The following is a 16,554-nucleotide window of genomic DNA, read 5'->3' as shown; positions in this document are numbered from 1 at the left end:
ATCTTTTAGTGGTGGGGAAAAGCTTTAGGGCAGTCTCTTAGATTGTTTTAGGGTTCTAACTTATCCTAAAGGGTCGAGCTAAGATTTTGCCGGGTGTTGAGTTTCTTACGCAACCATATGTCTCATGATATATGCATGTGTAAGAAGTTCGGTTATATGCAGCCGTGAGGTTGTATATAGCTGGGTAGATATCTTGTAAGGTCGAACGAATCATTATTATGGGTGGTAACTTGCTTGATTATGGTCGGAAGATCCTAGTTAGGTAATCAGCGATCTATACTGGTGTTAGGTAGATCATTACGTGCTCTTATACAATAGAAATGTTAAGCCACTGGTCAGCAGTGGCTTTTTGTGTGTAATATTTTATTTTAGAGTTCGTTGTGTTAATCTAACGCCCATATCAAAGGCTTTCTTACAATCATTTGGAAACTCTTCTTCTCTTCTCTTTGCTTTTGCTTTGGGATCAAACGCTGTGGCAACATATTTGGAATAATCATCAAACTGATAAGTATCGGTCACAGACAGGTATTCTGACATTCCAAAAATCCTCTCCAGAAACATGTCTGTAAGCTTAAAATGCTGATCATATCCCCGTTCTTTCAATCCGTCCATATTTAAACCCATTGTATAAATGAAACCCGTTGGAATCTTCTTTTTGAAAAGAGTGGAATGACTCTCATCATACACCAGGTACGGGAATATCAACCTTTCCAGGAATGATCTCATCTCACCTGTAGTCGTTCCCAAATATATAGGGGAACCCAAGATGATCGCATCAGCTTCTTCTACTTTCTTTAGTATTGGCATCAGATCGTCCTTCATAGCGCACTTACCATAACTTTTACTGTCTTTCCTCTTACAGGAAAAACAACTGATGCAGCCTTTGTAATTAAGGGTATAAAGATGAATGAGTTCAGTCTCAGCCCCCTGAGTCGCCGCACCTTCAAGGGCCTTACTTAATAAAATCTCTGTATTCCAACCTTTTCTTGGACTTCCGTTAAAAGCTATCACTTTCATACTCTGCTACCTCCTTCTATAAAAATCTCTTCAATAAATTATCTGTTCTACTTAAGTCTCAAAGACAACCATGTGCCTCTCCGATCTTAATAAAGACTATTTTCTTCCATATAGAACTACGAAATTAAAATATTTGTAAACACAATCCACATCTGTGAAACCAATACCCTTCAACCAGTTTATCTGGTCATCTAATGTAGACATTTTATCTAATTTTACCCGCTCATAAGCCGAAAGGATTTCTTCTTTTGATAATCCGCTGTTCTCAACTTTATTTCCAATCTTTTTTGTACAAGGATTCAATAAAGGGAGTTTCCCCTAACACCTGGTCTGCATTGATAAAAACACCTTTTTCATTTAAGCACGAATAAATATTGCGATATAACTGTTTCTTCTCGTCCCCTGTTAAATGGTGAATTGAAAGTGAGGAAATTATAACATCATATTTTTCATTGAATTTATAGTTGGTATAATCATCATTTATGTAAGTAACATTATGGTTACCCTTAAACCTAACTTTAGCTACTCCTAACATTTTCTCAGATATATCTATCAAGGTTAGATTAGCGTTTGGAAACTTCTCCAAGATTAGAAAAGATAATAAACCGGTTCCGGCACCAATGTCTAATATATTAGGGTTATTATTAGCTTCGGCAAGAGAAATTGCTATTGAATAGAAATCATCAAAGCAAGGGATGAGTTTTTTCCTTTGTCCATCGTACTGACCGGAGTTTTCATCAAATTTTTCCTTTACATCACTGCGTTCAAAATCCATAGAGCACCTTCTTCACTTTTTTTGCTAATATAACACTTTATAAACCTTTTTGGGTATTCGTTAGTACGAGCTACTCTGGAATAGGTTGTCTTGAGACCCCCTGATTAAGTAGATTAGCTGTAAAAATAAGCAATTACACGAGCTGCGGGTAAAAACAGTACCTGTCCTAACAAAGTACCAACAACCTTTGAAGAAATAAGCAGCACTACTAGGGCCTTGACATCACCATAAGGTCGCTTCCCTCTTAAGGCTTGATCAGTAATCATGGCTGCTTTTGGATCAATGAGAAGCGTTAGTAAAAGTGCCGCAATCCCATTAATCATCCCCGATGACGCAATAACCTCAAGTCTATCTTCCCCCGAAACCAATGTTGCCGCATAACTTGCTGAAAGAACCCCGATTGTATATATTCCTGTGACTAAAATATTTAAAATAATCAATCGCTTGGGAATTTCTCGATACCTTAATTTTTCCAGCATTGTCTTGGAGGGTTTAGTGACATTTTTTACGATCCGTTTAATATTGTTTATCTGTAAGGCTTCAACTACAAGGGAAGGGACAGACCCCGTTACTTCCAGGCGGTTTACAGCTTTCTCAAAAATCCTTAGGAATGATGGAATTAAAATCACCCCCGCAAGAGTTCCGAATGTTGCAGCAAGAATTACTTTACGCATATCCATTATTGGATCTAATCCTAGTTTAATACTTAAGGCAATGATACCTGCAATTAATGGGGCCAGAAAGGTATTTGCAGTACGCGACACAAGTGCGATGAGATTAAATAGAGAAAAGGATAACGCAACTTGCCCACTCTTAACAGAGTTCAACCTTACCGAATAGGCCAGGGTATCCACCAGGTGAATAATAGAGGTTAGTATAATCAATATAACCAACGTTCTTTCCACTACCCCACCATCCTTTCTCCAACCTGACGGTTTCATCTTACTCAGTAAACTAGAACTTCTAGCGACTCTTTGACACCCATAATATTATACTAATATCTCTCTAACTCCAACACCTGTCTTAACTTAAACATCACCTCGACTATGGGTTCTATTTTCATGTCAGTCTCTCTGACAATTCTATTCAGTTTGTCCAGTTCATTATCGTTAAGAAATTAACTTCAAAAACAACTAGAAGGTCAAGCTTCAATAACTTGACGTTCTAGTTGTTTTTTCCTACACTTTTAAAAACCTAACATTAAAATCCTTCCTTATGCCTGAACATCCTCTTGAAAGTCTACTTAAACAGAACGGATCAGTTAACCTTCACTGACTGGGTCATTCATTAAAAATCAGGACATACTAATATTATTGTATGTCTTTTTGGAGGTTAGAATGGATAGACCAAAATTAAATTCGCCGGTCAGACGTTACAAGGCATATGTCGGTATACTTGGTACAACGCAATTATATTTAAGAAATCCTTTCATGGTCGCTTTTGCGTCTCTTGCTTTCCCAGGCATAGGCCATTTTATGTTAGACAAATACCTAAGAGGATATCTTTTGTTTGTTTGGGAACTATATGTAAACTTTAATGCACATATTAACCTTGCAATTCTATATTCCTTTACCGGCGAATTCCAAATGGCGAAGGACGTTCTCAATATAAATTGGGTACTGCTATATTTACCGACCCTTATTTTCTCCATTTGGGATTCCTATCGATCTACAGTCGACCTCAATCATCAATATATCTTAGCAGCCAGAGAAGATGCTGAAATAAGAGTATTTAACATAGACTCAATAGAAATTAATTATTTAGATAAAAGAACTCCATGGAATGCAGCCATATGGTCGGCACTGATGCCAGGGCTTGGACAACTCTTAATACATCGGATCCCGGCTGCTTTCTTTGTCATAGTCATGTTTATATTCATTGCCCAGATGGCCAAATTGCTTCCCGGTATCCATTATACTTTACTGGGACAGTTTGACTACGCTAAATCCATTATTAACCCACAGTGGTTTTTAAATCTCCCCAGTATCTACCTTTTTTCAATCTATGGCGCCTACATTAGCACGGTAGCACATAATAACCTGTTTGACTGGGAACAATCTAAGTTTTTGAAAAAGAATTATCAACATCATAATTTCAATATGCCCTTTAAAAAAGCGAATGAAAGCGGTGAACGTATGTATGTTGTCTCAACATTTGATCATTCAAATTATCTGGAATTGGCGATTACGGCAATCCAAATGAAAGGAATTGCAAAAGAAAATATTCTAGGAGTATCAATGGATAAAAGAGGGGAAGACAGAAAACTATTTGATACTATACACTCTTCAGATGGTTTTAGTTTGTTAGATTTACCATTTGTCTTCGCCACTTTATTTTGTCTCTTTGGAAGTGTCTACGGCTTTATTCTGACATGGGGACCGGTTCTATGGGGAATTATCGGTTTGTTCGTTGGCCTTGGTTTAGGCCTCATCATCAAGTTGATAACCACTAAGAAATACACTAATAGAGAAAATAAATTAAAGGCTACAGAGGTTGTGCTAATCATTGAGTGTAAAGAAACACAGGCAGAGATTGTAATGAACTTACTTTGGGAAAATCATGCTCTCGGTGTTAGAAAATTAGATTTAAATATTGCTTAAAAAACAGGATATCGTCAAACCTTTCTTCAAGTCTATCCTTAAAAGTCATTTTTACCAATATTTCCAACCCTTTTCTTTCCTGCCTTACTTCACCCTCTCCAACCTATCATATAAATCCGTTCGCCGCCCCCGCTCCCAAGAACTATAGATCTGCTCCGAAAGCTCCGGGGTCAGGGGAAGGGAATTCAAGCTATTCTCTTGATAAAGCCTATGAATCTCTTGCGAGCAATTTTCGCACAAATAACACTCCCCACCCCAAGGGAAACAATTACGCATTTTTTGATAGATATCTTCAAATCTATCTATCATGATATTACCAAAGGAAATATTCAGAAATTCACAGGGTTGCAGGTCTCCCTTGGCATTGATATAGAATCTGTCTGTTCCTCCGGCAGTACAGCCAAAAACAGACTCATCTTCTTCTATTATCTGAGCCGATATGGCTGGATATTCTGCAAACTCTTCTTGTAAATTGTATCGGTTTACCTTAGCTTTGATAAATTCAATGTCCTGGGGAGTAAATTCGAGGTCTTCTTTCTCTAGCCACCCTCCCGCAGGTTTGGGCTTTATAATTTGGATCAGACAAGCCTTAAAGTCCTTGGCGACCTCCATGATTTGTTCAAAAGTACCATTGTAAAAATCATCTCGCATCAGGCATGTGTTAAAGGCAACCGCCAAATCCGCATCCTGGCACATCTTAACCCCTGCCTCCATAGTATTCCAAGCAGATTCCTTACCTAAAAAGCCATTGAAAGAGTCTGCATCGGGGCTGTGCAGAGAAAACATGACTGCGGTCACATTTAGTTCTTTAAGTTCCCCAAGCCTCTCGTCTGTCATACCGGCTCCCGTAGAATTTATCCAGATTTCCGATCTGGAATCAATAGCTGAGCAAATCCTCTTTAGCCGTCCATAAGCAAAGAAGGGTTCTCCTCCTTCGATATTGAAGAAGGCAATCCCCATCTCCTGCAACCTCCTGACGATCCCGATCAGAGTTTCGATATCAACATCTTTGCCCCTGTCAAGCTTTTGATAACAGTGCTTGCAATGATAAGGACATGAGGATGTAATCGATAACAAAACCGTGGTACAGGGCATTCTTTCTTTAAATTGACTGAATTTCTGGCAGGCAGTGTAAAAAGCTGGAGATGGAAAACCGGGGATATACAAGCCTAAGCGAGTCTTATCCCCTATTTTTACAAATTTATTATGTCTCATCCTAGATACAAAAAGCAGAAGCCTTTTCATTAAAGCAAAAAACCTTTTAAGGGAAAGTTCCCCTTTCCAGAGCGCTGGGAGAAAGTAAAAAAAAATGCTCATTTTTAATTTCAGATTAAAGATTATTTTTTCCAGACCTGTAACATTGCTAACTGTTATCACAGGTTATCCCCCCATCTCAAGACTGACTTATTAAATCAGCTCTTGCTGTTTATACCATGAAACCGTTCTTTTGACCCCTTCCTCTAGACTTATAGAGTTTCTAAAACCTAGGATTTGTCTGGCCTTTTCCACGGAAAACTCAATATTGTCGTAGAACATATTCACTCTTCCTCTGGTTAAGAGCGGAGGCCTGGAAGATTTGAATAGACTGAATAGAAGTTCCATGAGGAAAGCAAGAGGGTAGATCAACCCCTTGGGAAGATTTCTAGGCTTTTTGAGCCCCGCCTCAGAACAGAACAACTCATAAATCTTGTCCATGTTTTCAGGATGTTCATTGCCGACTAGAATACAGTGTATGCCAGTCAGCTCTTTTGTATAAGCCAAGTAATAAGCTCTAGCTAAGTCTCCGGCATAGATGACATGAAATTTGTTCTGCTTTGCTCCTGGGACAAAGGGAATTCCTTCTTTGGCTGTTTTTAGGTATTCGTAAAAACCTGTGTTGAATTCCCTCTCTCCATAAACCCAAACAGGCTCTAGAATAGTCAGGTTCAGATCATGACTTGCGGCAAAGGCTAAGGCCTCTTTCTTAGCCAGGGTTTTGGTATCACGATAGTAATTTAACTTGCAAGGAAAAAGACTATCTCCAAAGTACTGGTAATGGGCATTATATGGAGATTGTTCATCCTTGATGATAAAGCAGTTTTCTTCTCCATAAACGGAATTGGACCCTGTCATGAGGACGTTTTTTATCCCTGCGCGAACACAGGCGGTTAAGACATTGACTGTACCTACTGCATTTGTCTGATAAAATTCCTCATAATCCCCCCAGTCAGCTACTTTAGCTGCATTATGAATAACCCAATCATAGCCGCTGAAAGCTCGTGTCAATTCCTCAACATTCCTGATATCCCCAGTCTTCAACTCTACGGACAGCCCCTCAAGGTTAGTCAGGTTGCTGTCATTTCGGATCAGACAACCAACTCTGACCTGATTATTACAAAACTCCCTAGTAAGGTGACTGCCAATAAATCCTGTCGCTCCCGTGATTATGACTCCATTCTTATTCATCTTCCAGGTACCTCTTGAAAAGAATTAAGGCATTATGTCCTCCAAAGCCGTAGGAAGCGGACAGTGCATATTCAATGGGAGTCTTAAGTGTCTCCATGGGGAGATTTAAATTCCCCATAGGTTCAAAGGTCAAATTACCATGGATTCTGGATTCTTTAATAGATAGAGCTGTTACCGCCGCCTCCAAAGCTCCACTGGCCCCGATGCTGTGCCCTAAGATTCCTTTGGTAGAATTAATAAATGGCTGGGTGCTTTTATCCCCAAAGATTCTTTGAATCACTCTGCTTTCTATGTCGTCATTTGTTGGAGTCGCTGTTCCATGAGCATTCAGATAGTCAACTTTGATCCCTCGGCAAATCTTTTCAAAAAGACTGGCGATATTATCCCCACTTGGATCCATTTGGACAATGTTATAGTTGTCACTACCCGCTTCATATCCAACAACCTCAGCATAAATTTCCGCCCCCCTGCTTAGAGCTCGTTCTAGCTCCTCTAAGACGAGAACACAGCCTGCCCCTTCGTTAAATAAAAATCCACTTCTTTGGTGAGAGAAAGGTTGGGGCCTCCCATCCTCTGCCTTCGTGAGCGTGGAAAGCATATCAAAGCCCCTCATTATTGCCCCGTTCCTTTCAGCCAAGGCCTCAACACCGCCCGTTAGACTCATATCACATCTGCCATCAGAAATAGTTCTGTAAGCCTCACCAAGAGCATAACTTCCTGAAGCGCAGGAGGCATTGAGAGTATAACTGAACCCTTTAAGTCCGAAGAGGATGGATATCCAGGCTGCAGGGGAATTTGTCATCAACATGGGAATAACCATTCTATTGAATCTGGGTTTATTCGGGTTTGAGTTCGTATTCAGACTTGGGTTAGGTTCAGAGTTAAGAGTAGACTCTAAAGTTGAGCGAGGCTCAGATGCCGACACCCTCGAATCGGCGATATGAGCAGTATAAGAATCGAAGGCTGTCTGCAGGCTGCTCATTCCAATACCCATAATGGTGCCACAGTTTTGCAGACCCTCAACTTGCATATATTTATCTCCGTTGCTTATCTTAAACCCAGCATCCTGCAAAGCAAGCATAGTACATAATACCGAAAGTCTGGAGACCTCTTCCATCATCCCTTCCACCGATTTATGGAATCCTAAATCGGTGAGAGAGAATTTTGGTTTAGGTACGAAGTAACGAGATTTAAACGTATAGTTTTGTTCATAGCTATTGGGGATCTCTGCCAGGCATGTTTTCAGACCGAATATGCCTGCTGAGAAATCCTTTTTGCCAATCCCTATGGCTGTGGCCGGACCAATCCCTGTAACAACAACTCTTCGTTTCACTTAAGCCGCCTCCCAAAAATCGAAGTACGTGGTTCGATGTACTTGGTTCGAGTGCAAGTTTTATTTACCGAATCAAAGGCATTGTAAGCTTATTTTCATCCTCAGGTATGCCCTAAAGCGAAAATTAGGGTCTAGTAAGGAACTTTACAACGTTCCGCAAATAGTCTTTAGTATCCTTATAGTCCCTCGCTCGCAAAGCGTAAGTCCTTAAATTGATCTCTCGTTCCTTTTTCCAGAGTGATTTAATACCCTGGTCTTTTACTTCTCCGATTTTATAAAAGGTCAGCTTCTTCTTCCGTACTTCTTCTAAAAAATCCTCTTCAACTTCTTTACCAAGGGTAAAGAGTAATTCATACTCTCCGCATTCTCCCAAAAAGAGCATTTCTTTAGGAAGGTTAAGAGTTTTTGCCAATAATAATCCGCTCTTTACATAGGGCAGGCTGCCAACGACAAAACCTGTTCCACTCATCTCAGAAATTGAGCCTAAAGCATTAAAAACCCCATCGCTAGTATCAATACAACAACGGCTGTAGCGCTTAATGACCTCGGCCTCTTTGCTTCTCAAGCGGAAGGAATTTTTCCATCGCCCCGCTAAATGTTTGACTAATAAGTTTTGCTCATACAGTTTGAGCGCAGCTTCCACATTCCCTCTGCCAATTGGCCCGGTAAGAAAAATCCCGTCCCCAACCTTGGCCCCACTCCTTAACATGGCCTGTCCCTCCAGATCCCCTATGACCGAACCGGTATATCTCCAGGTATTAGAGATTCCAAAATCTCCACCGATAAAGGTTGCCCCCACTTTCTTCAGGACCTGGGCAACTCCAAGAGATAGTTTTTCAACATAGTCCTTCGTCCAAGAGTCTCGGATAACCATGCTATGGGCATAGAACTTTGGGCTGCCCCCTGAAGCCAGAATGTCACTAATACTGCCTGTTGCCATATTCCAACCCAGCATATAAGGGTCATCTTCTCTCAACAAATCCTCTTCAGAAAATTCGTCGATATTATAAAGAAGACTCTTACCATGAAAAGCAAGGATTTCCGAGTCTGATTCAAAGAGATTATTAACTTGGCTGGTACTCCTGGGCATATGTCTATTAATTACTTCGATTATTTCTTGTTCTCTATTCATCATCAACCTTCTTACATATTTTATCTTATTACGTCTAAAGGGTCCTGAGCTGGCTCAATCACGCAAGGCAAAAATCCTCTTGGATCACCGTCAAACTCCAATTCATTATTTCTGTTGCTTCCGTATACTTCGATTTTCCGAGCATATTGCAAGAACATTGTGTTGTTATTTGCAAACTCCTTTGCACGGTACAACTTTCTCAATACGCTGAGCCAATTAACATAACCAATGTTTTTAATGGTTAGGGCATAAAATTGATGCTCTCTTAAAGTTAGCTTGTTTTTCACCTTAATCCCCGAAGCTATATAGGTGGTTTTTCCCACAAATATATTGTAAACCTTCTTATAGACTAGGTTTTTCCCGTCAATACAGAGCGCATAGTTGACAGGCCGATAACTAAACAAAGTCTTGATCAGGGTTACCAACGTCCCTGCAAAATCCCCGATTGAGTCTCTGATCCCACTATTTGCTCCCCTAGCCACCGAGGCTCCGATTCCGATATTAGCACAGCAGGCAAAATAACCGGTTTGCAGATTTCCATGAGTCATGCCAAGGGGACAATCATCCAACCTCTTGTCATACTCACCAACATAAGAAATCTTACCTATCGGTATCTTAATACTCTTCCCCTTAAGAACCGCGCTAAGAGCTTGATCGATTTCCTGCGGCAAATCGTAACTCTTGCAAAAATCCGGACTGGTGCCAGTATGAATAACTGCCAACTTAGAATTAGAAATTCTTTTGCCCATAGAATCATAAAACCCATTGATTACCCTGTTAATCGTTCCGTCTCCTCCCACGGCGACAATGACATCATAGCCATTTTTATTTCCTTCTATAGAAAAGGTGTATGCATCTTCAAGGGTCTTGGTCAACTTATAGTCAAACTTCACCTGATTATTATGTAGAAAATCAAAAATCTCTTCAAACTTTACTTTACTTTTCCCACCCTTGGAACCCGGGTTTAATATGAACAAATATCTCATGAATGGCCTATTCTTTTGATGATCGCGACGGCTTCATCTACAGTATCTTGGGAAAGGCTTACACTGGCAATCAACCTAACTCGTCCTTCATTGATAGGAACAGCAGGTTCAATGAAGGGTGTGGAGAGAATCCCCTTTTCATACAGCTTTCGGTTAAGAATAAATGTCGCTTCTTTACTCCCGGTTTGAATAGAATTGATGGGTGCCTCACTGGATACTACCTTAAATCCGCCTTCAAGAAGAGCTTTATAAATTTGTCGTTGCTTGTTAATCAGCTTTTCCTTAATTTCGCTGAACTCAGAATGAATAATATCCAGAACTTCACTAATACCTGCCAGGACTGCCGGGGTAAGGGCTGTAGAGTAAACCAGGTGGGAGCAATAGTATTTGAGATAGTTTATCAGCTTTTTTTCCCCACTGATCATTCCACCGGAATTTGCAATTGCTTTTCCCAAGGAGGCGGTATAAATCCCTCTGTACCCTGCTATCCTCTGTTCTTCAAGTATACCTCGACCTGATTTCCCCAACACCCCTATACCATGTGAATCATCGATTATTGGCATGGCCTCGTATTTTTCACACAGCTGAACGATCTCTTTAAAGGGGGCAATACTGCCCTCTGTGGAAAAAACAGACTCTGTCACAACGAAGACCTGCCTATAACCAATTGATCGCTGCAAGATCCCTTCTAAGTGCTCTAAATTATTATGCAGAAAGGGTCTGATTTTACTTCCTGTGGATTTAATTCCTTCAATCAAAGACGAATGAACTAACCGATCGACGATAATCAGGTCCTTGGGACCGGCAATACAGTTAAATAGCCCATTGTTAGCTTGGTAACACGAAGGTAAAATAATGGTCTCTTCCAGCCCAACAAAGTGCGACAACTTTTTCTCCAGTCGTTGGAATAAATCGATATATCCAGTCGCGATGGGAGTACCGCAAAGGGAAACTCCATATTTTTTAATGGCTTCCATCGCAGCCTGCTTCACCCTATTGTCAGCAGCCAGGCCCAAATAGTTATTCGAAGCCAGGTCAATCATTTCATGTCCGTTTACCAAAATTCTAGCATTCAGACCCGAGTCTATCTTCTGGTAATAAGGGTTATACCCCATGACTTCGGCAAGGCTCTCATCCACACTTAACCTGCTGTAAAAATCTCTCAGATCCATGTTTCCTCCTTATGAACGAATTCTTGATCCAAATCGTGAAACTTCCACTTCAAATGGGAGCGGTACCCCCGGCGAAAAACCCTCTACCTTTAAGTTTCATTACAATATCCTTAATGGTAACCACATCAGCAAAATCGTCTTCGGAAATAGTTATGGCAAATTCATCCTCCAAAGCCGAAAGAATCATCAGTTTGTCTAAAGAATCTACCCTTAGATCTTCTAGCAAATGACTGTCTAAAGTGATTACGGGACGTTTATCTAAAACGCTTTGGATAGTCATAATAATCCTGTCTTCCATTTTCATCTCAAATCTCCCTTCCTTCCCTAAACTAAAACCTAAATCTGATAGTTACAGTATAAAATTATCTCTTATAACACCTTGTTGGCTGATCTGAATCACACATGACAGCACAAATATTGCAATTGACGCATTTGGAAGTATAACTCTCATCTCGCTGGAGTTTATCAACCAAATCCGGTTCACAAATTAACGGCCTGCACAAACTGATGAAATCTGCAAAGCCATTCTCCAGGCAGTGCCGCATATCTGCTCCCTTTCGAAAACCGCCAACACTAATAATAGGAATGTCTGTCAATGCTTTGGCAATTTTAGCATACTCAAGATTATAAGCCGACGTAAAGGGCTTAAGTTTTACCCTCATCAGGCAGTAAATAAGGCCATTATAAAGTAATCTACGGATACTATTATTATTGTCACTGCTTTTAAAGACAGGGTTGTGCTTTAGGATCACTTTAAGAGGGATATCTCCGCGAAAGATATTTAGCGCATTATCCATTGTCCCATAACTAATCTCTATACCATCCACTTTTTGTTCATCTAGGAAGCCTATGAGGCTGGCAAACTGCTCGGTCGTAAACTTAGTAAAATAATCATCGCTGCCGCTTACCTTAATCAATAGAGCAAAATCTTCACCGCACTTATTTCTGATTTCTTCAAGAACCAGCCCTAGGAATCTTGTGCCTATCTTACTATTATTACAAATTCCAAACTCATCAGCTCTATTATTAATCGAGGGCAATATAAACTGGTGGATCAGGTAGCCATGGGCCGCGTGGATTTGTACTCCGTCGAATCCAGCAGCTTTGGCGTAGCCAGCTGCTTCTCCAAATTGCTTAACCAGTAAATATACTTGTTCTGTGCTTAATTCCCGAGGAGTTTCTCCAAAGTATAAAGACCTTTTATTGGATACCCCCCAGACATCTTGACTAGTTTCTTTTTTCCTGGTCTGCCTGCCGGTGTGAGCCAGTTGCATAAAAATCTTACAACCGTATTCATGAACTCCCTTTGTAACAGGCCAAAAGTACTTAATCATTCCCTCACAGTCAATTCCGGCCTGGCCTGGTTGCATTGCTTTTCCTTCAGGAGAAATATAAGCAAACCCTGTAATGATCCCGCCCACGCCGCCTGAAGCCAACTGTTTATATAGATGTTCATATGCTTGTAGGGGATAGCCATGGAAATCACACATTCCTTCGAAAGTTGCCGACCGTATGATCCTGTTTTTTAAACTGCAGGGCCCAATTCTCGCTGGTTCGAACAGTTTCATTTAAAACCTCCATTTGCTTCGCAACCTTTTATCATTTCAGGATTGCTACTTCAATGAGCTGCATTTCTATGCGCTACTTCAGTGGGAGTATAAGTACTCTTAGCTTCGAAACACTCTTAAAGAAGTGGGCTTCGGCGAAACATCGGCTTGAGCATCCTAGGATTTAGGATCTGTGTGCAGGTCAAATAAGAAGCCTACAAACATATAGGATACTAAAAATAGGAGCATAGCCAGTTCGGTATTGAATAACGCAATAAGAGTTGCCTGACCGCAGATGCAAGCCCGGAAATTAGCCACCAGTGAGTAATAGGTTCTCTCTCCTTGAGGATTCTTAAAATATAGATATCCCGTCCACAATTCCAGAAAAAATGTTAATCCAGCTAGAATCAGAAACATATTGTTAACCCTAGCTTCGATAAAATTATTCATATAGAGGAGTAAAAAGATTCCTGCAGGAAGCAGAGCAGAAATAGCAGCCAGATATCTGGACTTGTCAACCCCTAAGCGCACGATTATTGTCCGTTTGCCTGCAGCCTTATCCCCTTCGTAATCTTTAAAATAAGTATAAAAGGTCATTAATCCGTTCATGACAGCCACTAGAATTAGTACTGAAACACGACTATCTGTAAAATAAGGAGAGTTTGTCGGACCGGCTGCCAGAAACCCATAGGCGGTGCAGGTAGAAATCATCAGACCAAAGACAATGTTCCCAAAAATCCCATGGGCTTTAGCGTATTCGTAGACAATATTTAATAAAATTCCTATGATTGCAGGAAAAAGGGCAATTGGTTCCAGATAGATATATGTAGTCAGTAAAGAGCTAATCAGCAGTATCCCTGTTAAGATCAGCGCTTTTTGCGGATTCAGTTGACCATTAACCATGGGGCGATGGGGTGCATTCACACGATCTTCTTTCAAACCTAAGTAGTCGTTAATAATCTGGTTTATGCCCCAGCTGAGAAAAAGCACGACCAACACAAGGGCTTTCTTTTCAGTCACTGGAACTATCTCTACGGTCTGAAATGAAGATTTGGCGATGTATTCATAAAAGGCCATGCCTATCCAACCTGCAATCCCTGTTACAAATGCGTAGTATAGCCTCATTGATTTAATATAAGCCCTAATAAAATTCAACACTTTATATTAAACCTCCGCTTTCTTCAAGAGCTCTCGAAATCTTTTTCGAATATAGGCATCATCAAAGGAAGAGCAAATCCTTCGGTCTAGACCATCGAGAATCCTGTAATGTCTGGAGATAATATTCTGTTGGATTCTAAATTGATCCTCCCCCTCTATATCAGTCCACCATATTTTCCCGCCCATGGTTTTTTCGTTACTTTCATAATCAGTAAAGGCTAACGAAAGGATAATATCTTGAGGATCTCCTCCAAAGGTCATCTCCAGGACTTCACTGTCTCTAAAAATTGTACATAAGGCCACTGCACCAGACCACCCCAGGAGGGACCGACCTTTCTCAATCTGAACTAAGGTCTTTTTGGATATACCTATTATATCGGCCATCTTATCCTGGGTATAATCCCTTTCAAGGCGGATTAACTTTAGTTTCACTGAGACTTTATTAATAAATTCTATTCTCGTCATTGAAAATACACCCTTTCAGTGTAATTTTACACTATTTTATCGTGTTTTGAAATCCAAATCTAGATGAGAAAGAAAAAATAATAAAATAACTACCACATATTGGTTAAAGCAAAAAGCCCAACTTAATCACAAACTGTGAATATGCTGGGCTTTAAAAAACAAATTCTTTTAAAGAGCTAATATTTATATTACGCCTATCTTCGTCTTTTACTTTGAAGATACGGAACAATTGTTGGCAACAAAGAAACAAAGATTATCGCAAAAATTACATAGGTAAAATTGTTCTTAACCTCATCTATGTTGCCAATGAAATACCCGGCAAACATAAACAGACAGACCCAAGAAACACCGCCGATAACGTTATATACACTATATCTTGTAAAGCTCATTTTCCCTAATCCTGCAACAAAGGGAGCAAAAGTACGGATTATCGGTACAAATCGAGACAGTATTATGGCTTTGCCGCCATGTTTCTGATAAAAGGCATGAGTCTTGTTTAGATACTCCTTCTTAATAATGCGAGAGTTTCTCATGGCTAGTATTTTATGTCCAATTGTTTTACCAATAAAGTAATTTAATGTGTTACCACCAACCGCAGCAAGGATGAGAAGTACAAGTGCTGACTTAAAGTCTAACGCACCTTTTGCCCCTAAGGCCCCAATCGCAAAAAGTAATGAGTCTCCTGGAAGGAAGGGTGTAACCACAAATCCGGTCTCACTGAAAATAATAAGGAAAAGAATTAAATAAGTCCAAGTCCCGTAGTTCTGAATTATTTCAACTAAGTGTTTATCGATATGGAGAATAAAATCAATTAGTAAGGCTATAAATTCCATAAAAGCTCCTTTAAAATCCTATTTTTTAGATGGTCACAACTATTTGTTATTCGACAGAACTCCATTAAAGTCCTTCTTAAGTATATACCTTATTTTTCCACACCCTGTTTGACTTAGGTTACAACCTGCCAAAGGCTCCCCTGGCATTAGTTATGGGGGAGCCATTTAATACATTTAGACCTCTTCAGATTATTATGTTTTAATATTTTAGATTTCTCTCAGGGCTTAAAATTAGTTGTTTGACCTAACTAACATAAAAGAATGACTACTTACTTAATTGCTTCACTTACTAATCAATCAACTTCAGTACACCCTCATCAAGATCATACATAATCCCTAAAACACTTACTTGGTTTGCTTTCAAACGTTCTTCAATAATCGGACTCTTTAAGATATCTATTTTAGCATTCTGAACATTTAACTCTGCACTCTTTGCAATCAGTTCGCTCTTACTGGCGCCCATAGCCGTAGCTCTGTCCACTGCAGGCTTTATTTTATCTAGAATGGCTGTGATACTGCCATGTGTTTCCCCATTCTGCACAGCAGCAGTTACCGCACCACATTCTTCATGACCGAGAACTACGACTAAAGGAGTATTCAGATGCTCAACAGCATACTCTACACTTCCTAATTCAACTGGGGTAACCACATTTCCAGCGATTCGGATAACGAATAAATCACCCAAGGCTTGGTCAAAAAGAAGTTCGGGAGGAACCCTCGAATCTGAACAACTTAAAATAACCGCAAATGGATGCTGACCGTTCTTCATCAATTCACTTCGTCTTGCAAAACTTAGATCCTTACTCAAAGGCTTACCTGCAGTAAAGCGCTCATTTCCATCAAGCAGAAGTTGTTTTGCTTCATTTGGCGACGAAATAATTTCTGTTCGTTTGTAGACTGGCGCAGCCGCCAGTACTTCCTTAGCGGCAGTGCTCTCCACCTCTGCAGGTTGTTCCACGGCTGTAGGTGAGATCTCACTGCCACAGCCGTTAAGTATAAGAGCTAGCATAAACAAAAAGCAACTAAGAAGGGTTAATTGTTTTCTCACAAAATCTCTCCTTACTATTTCTAATCATAAAACAATACATTTC

General features: G+C 40.1%; 16 protein-coding genes. 1 reads left to right on the top strand and 15 read right to left on the bottom strand.

What is annotated here, in order from left to right:
• Positions 1-363 precede the first annotated feature (363 nt).
• From BUB11_RS12580 to BUB11_RS12570, 3 genes are all read right to left on the bottom strand, one after another.
• Positions 364-1,017, bottom strand: coding sequence for a flavodoxin family protein (locus BUB11_RS12580; protein ID WP_073030113.1), 654 nt, complete (start codon positions 1,015-1,017; stop codon positions 364-366).
• Positions 1,018-1,288: 271 nt separating this feature from the next.
• A complete protein-coding gene (locus BUB11_RS12575) occupies positions 1,289-1,792 on the bottom strand; it encodes a class I SAM-dependent methyltransferase (RefSeq protein ID WP_242947537.1) in 504 nt (167 codons plus the stop codon).
• Between the two features lie 113 nt (positions 1,793-1,905).
• The gene (locus BUB11_RS12570) at positions 1,906-2,733 is read right to left on the bottom strand and encodes a lipid II flippase Amj family protein (RefSeq protein WP_427846310.1); all 828 of its coding nucleotides are present in this window, start codon (positions 2,731-2,733) and stop codon (positions 1,906-1,908) included.
• Positions 2,734-3,129: 396 nt separating this feature from the next.
• Between BUB11_RS12570 and BUB11_RS12565 the strand changes: the two genes are divergently transcribed.
• Entirely contained in the window at positions 3,130-4,392 is a 1,263-nt protein-coding gene (locus BUB11_RS12565) for a hypothetical protein (RefSeq protein ID WP_073030112.1), read from the top strand.
• A gap of 84 nt (positions 4,393-4,476) precedes the next feature.
• Here the strand turns inward: BUB11_RS12565 and BUB11_RS12560 are convergent, their stop codons facing one another.
• The 12 genes from BUB11_RS12560 to BUB11_RS12505 form a co-directional block, all read right to left on the bottom strand.
• Complete coding sequence (locus BUB11_RS12560; protein ID WP_073030111.1) at positions 4,477-5,769, bottom strand: radical SAM/SPASM domain-containing protein; 1,293 nt, start codon at positions 5,767-5,769, stop codon at positions 4,477-4,479.
• Between the two features lie 30 nt (positions 5,770-5,799).
• A complete protein-coding gene (locus tag BUB11_RS12555; RefSeq protein ID WP_073030110.1) occupies positions 5,800-6,837 on the bottom strand; it encodes an NAD-dependent epimerase/dehydratase family protein in 1,038 nt (345 codons plus the stop codon).
• Positions 6,830-8,170 (bottom strand): beta-ketoacyl-[acyl-carrier-protein] synthase family protein, encoded by a 1,341-nt coding sequence (locus tag BUB11_RS12550; protein WP_073030109.1) that lies wholly within the window; start codon positions 8,168-8,170, stop codon positions 6,830-6,832. The genes BUB11_RS12555 and BUB11_RS12550 overlap by 8 nt, the downstream gene beginning before the upstream one ends.
• A gap of 124 nt (positions 8,171-8,294) precedes the next feature.
• Positions 8,295-9,302, bottom strand: a complete 1,008-nt coding sequence (locus BUB11_RS12545) for a thiamine-phosphate kinase (RefSeq protein WP_073030108.1) — start codon at positions 9,300-9,302, stop codon at positions 8,295-8,297.
• Between the two features lie 20 nt (positions 9,303-9,322).
• Positions 9,323-10,288, bottom strand: a complete 966-nt coding sequence (locus BUB11_RS12540) for a diacylglycerol/lipid kinase family protein (protein WP_073030107.1) — start codon at positions 10,286-10,288, stop codon at positions 9,323-9,325.
• Positions 10,285-11,460, bottom strand: a complete 1,176-nt coding sequence (locus BUB11_RS12535) for an aminotransferase class I/II-fold pyridoxal phosphate-dependent enzyme (RefSeq protein WP_073030106.1) — start codon at positions 11,458-11,460, stop codon at positions 10,285-10,287. The genes BUB11_RS12540 and BUB11_RS12535 overlap by 4 nt, the downstream gene beginning before the upstream one ends.
• Positions 11,461-11,509: 49 nt before the next feature.
• Positions 11,510-11,764, bottom strand: a complete 255-nt coding sequence (locus tag BUB11_RS12530; protein WP_073030105.1) for an acyl carrier protein — start codon at positions 11,762-11,764, stop codon at positions 11,510-11,512.
• A gap of 58 nt (positions 11,765-11,822) precedes the next feature.
• A complete protein-coding gene (locus BUB11_RS12525) occupies positions 11,823-13,028 on the bottom strand; it encodes an NADH:flavin oxidoreductase (RefSeq protein ID WP_073030104.1) in 1,206 nt (401 codons plus the stop codon).
• Positions 13,029-13,184: 156 nt separating this feature from the next.
• Complete coding sequence (locus tag BUB11_RS12520) at positions 13,185-14,165, bottom strand: UbiA family prenyltransferase (RefSeq protein ID WP_073030103.1); 981 nt, start codon at positions 14,163-14,165, stop codon at positions 13,185-13,187.
• Between the two features lie 6 nt (positions 14,166-14,171).
• Positions 14,172-14,630 (bottom strand): helix-turn-helix transcriptional regulator, encoded by a 459-nt coding sequence (locus BUB11_RS12515; protein ID WP_073030102.1) that lies wholly within the window; start codon positions 14,628-14,630, stop codon positions 14,172-14,174.
• A 194-nt stretch (positions 14,631-14,824) separates the two neighbouring features.
• A complete protein-coding gene (locus tag BUB11_RS12510) occupies positions 14,825-15,463 on the bottom strand; it encodes a DedA family protein (protein WP_073030101.1) in 639 nt (212 codons plus the stop codon).
• Between the two features lie 289 nt (positions 15,464-15,752).
• On the bottom strand, positions 15,753-16,511 hold the full coding sequence (locus tag BUB11_RS12505) for a carbonic anhydrase (protein WP_073030100.1): 759 nt from the start codon (positions 16,509-16,511) through the stop codon (positions 15,753-15,755).
• Positions 16,512-16,554: the final 43 nt, after the last annotated feature.

The sequence above is a fragment of the Desulfosporosinus lacus DSM 15449 genome, assembly GCF_900129935.1.
Taxonomy (GTDB): Bacteria; Bacillota; Desulfitobacteriia; order Desulfitobacteriales; family Desulfitobacteriaceae; genus Desulfosporosinus; species Desulfosporosinus lacus.
Note: the sequence above shows the minus strand (reverse complement) of the source record. Positions and strands in the feature narration are given on the sequence as shown.

Bases quoted from the DNA above. Each gene is read 5' to 3' on its own strand.
- BUB11_RS12580 (WP_073030113.1), bottom strand. From the start codon at position 1,017: ATGAAAGTGATAGCTTTTAACGGAAGTCCAAGAAAAGGTTGGAATACA.
- BUB11_RS12545 (WP_073030108.1), bottom strand. From the start codon at position 9,302: ATGAATAGAGAACAAGAAATAATCGAAGTAATTAATAGACATATGCCC.
- BUB11_RS12510 (WP_073030101.1), bottom strand. From the start codon at position 15,463: ATGGAATTTATAGCCTTACTAATTGATTTTATTCTCCATATCGATAAA.
- BUB11_RS12530 (WP_073030105.1), bottom strand. From the start codon at position 11,764: ATGAAAATGGAAGACAGGATTATTATGACTATCCAAAGCGTTTTAGAT.
- BUB11_RS12540 (WP_073030107.1), bottom strand. From the start codon at position 10,288: ATGAGATATTTGTTCATATTAAACCCGGGTTCCAAGGGTGGGAAAAGT.
- BUB11_RS12535 (WP_073030106.1), bottom strand. From the start codon at position 11,460: ATGGATCTGAGAGATTTTTACAGCAGGTTAAGTGTGGATGAGAGCCTT.
- BUB11_RS12575 (WP_242947537.1), bottom strand. From the start codon at position 1,792: ATGGATTTTGAACGCAGTGATGTAAAGGAAAAATTTGATGAAAACTCC.
- BUB11_RS12525 (WP_073030104.1), bottom strand. From the start codon at position 13,028: ATGAAACTGTTCGAACCAGCGAGAATTGGGCCCTGCAGTTTAAAAAAC.
- BUB11_RS12515 (WP_073030102.1), bottom strand. From the start codon at position 14,630: ATGACGAGAATAGAATTTATTAATAAAGTCTCAGTGAAACTAAAGTTA.
- BUB11_RS12555 (WP_073030110.1), bottom strand. From the start codon at position 6,837: ATGAATAAGAATGGAGTCATAATCACGGGAGCGACAGGATTTATTGGC.
- BUB11_RS12565 (WP_073030112.1), top strand. From the start codon at position 3,130: ATGGATAGACCAAAATTAAATTCGCCGGTCAGACGTTACAAGGCATAT.
- BUB11_RS12570 (WP_427846310.1), bottom strand. From the start codon at position 2,733: ATGAAACCGTCAGGTTGGAGAAAGGATGGTGGGGTAGTGGAAAGAACG.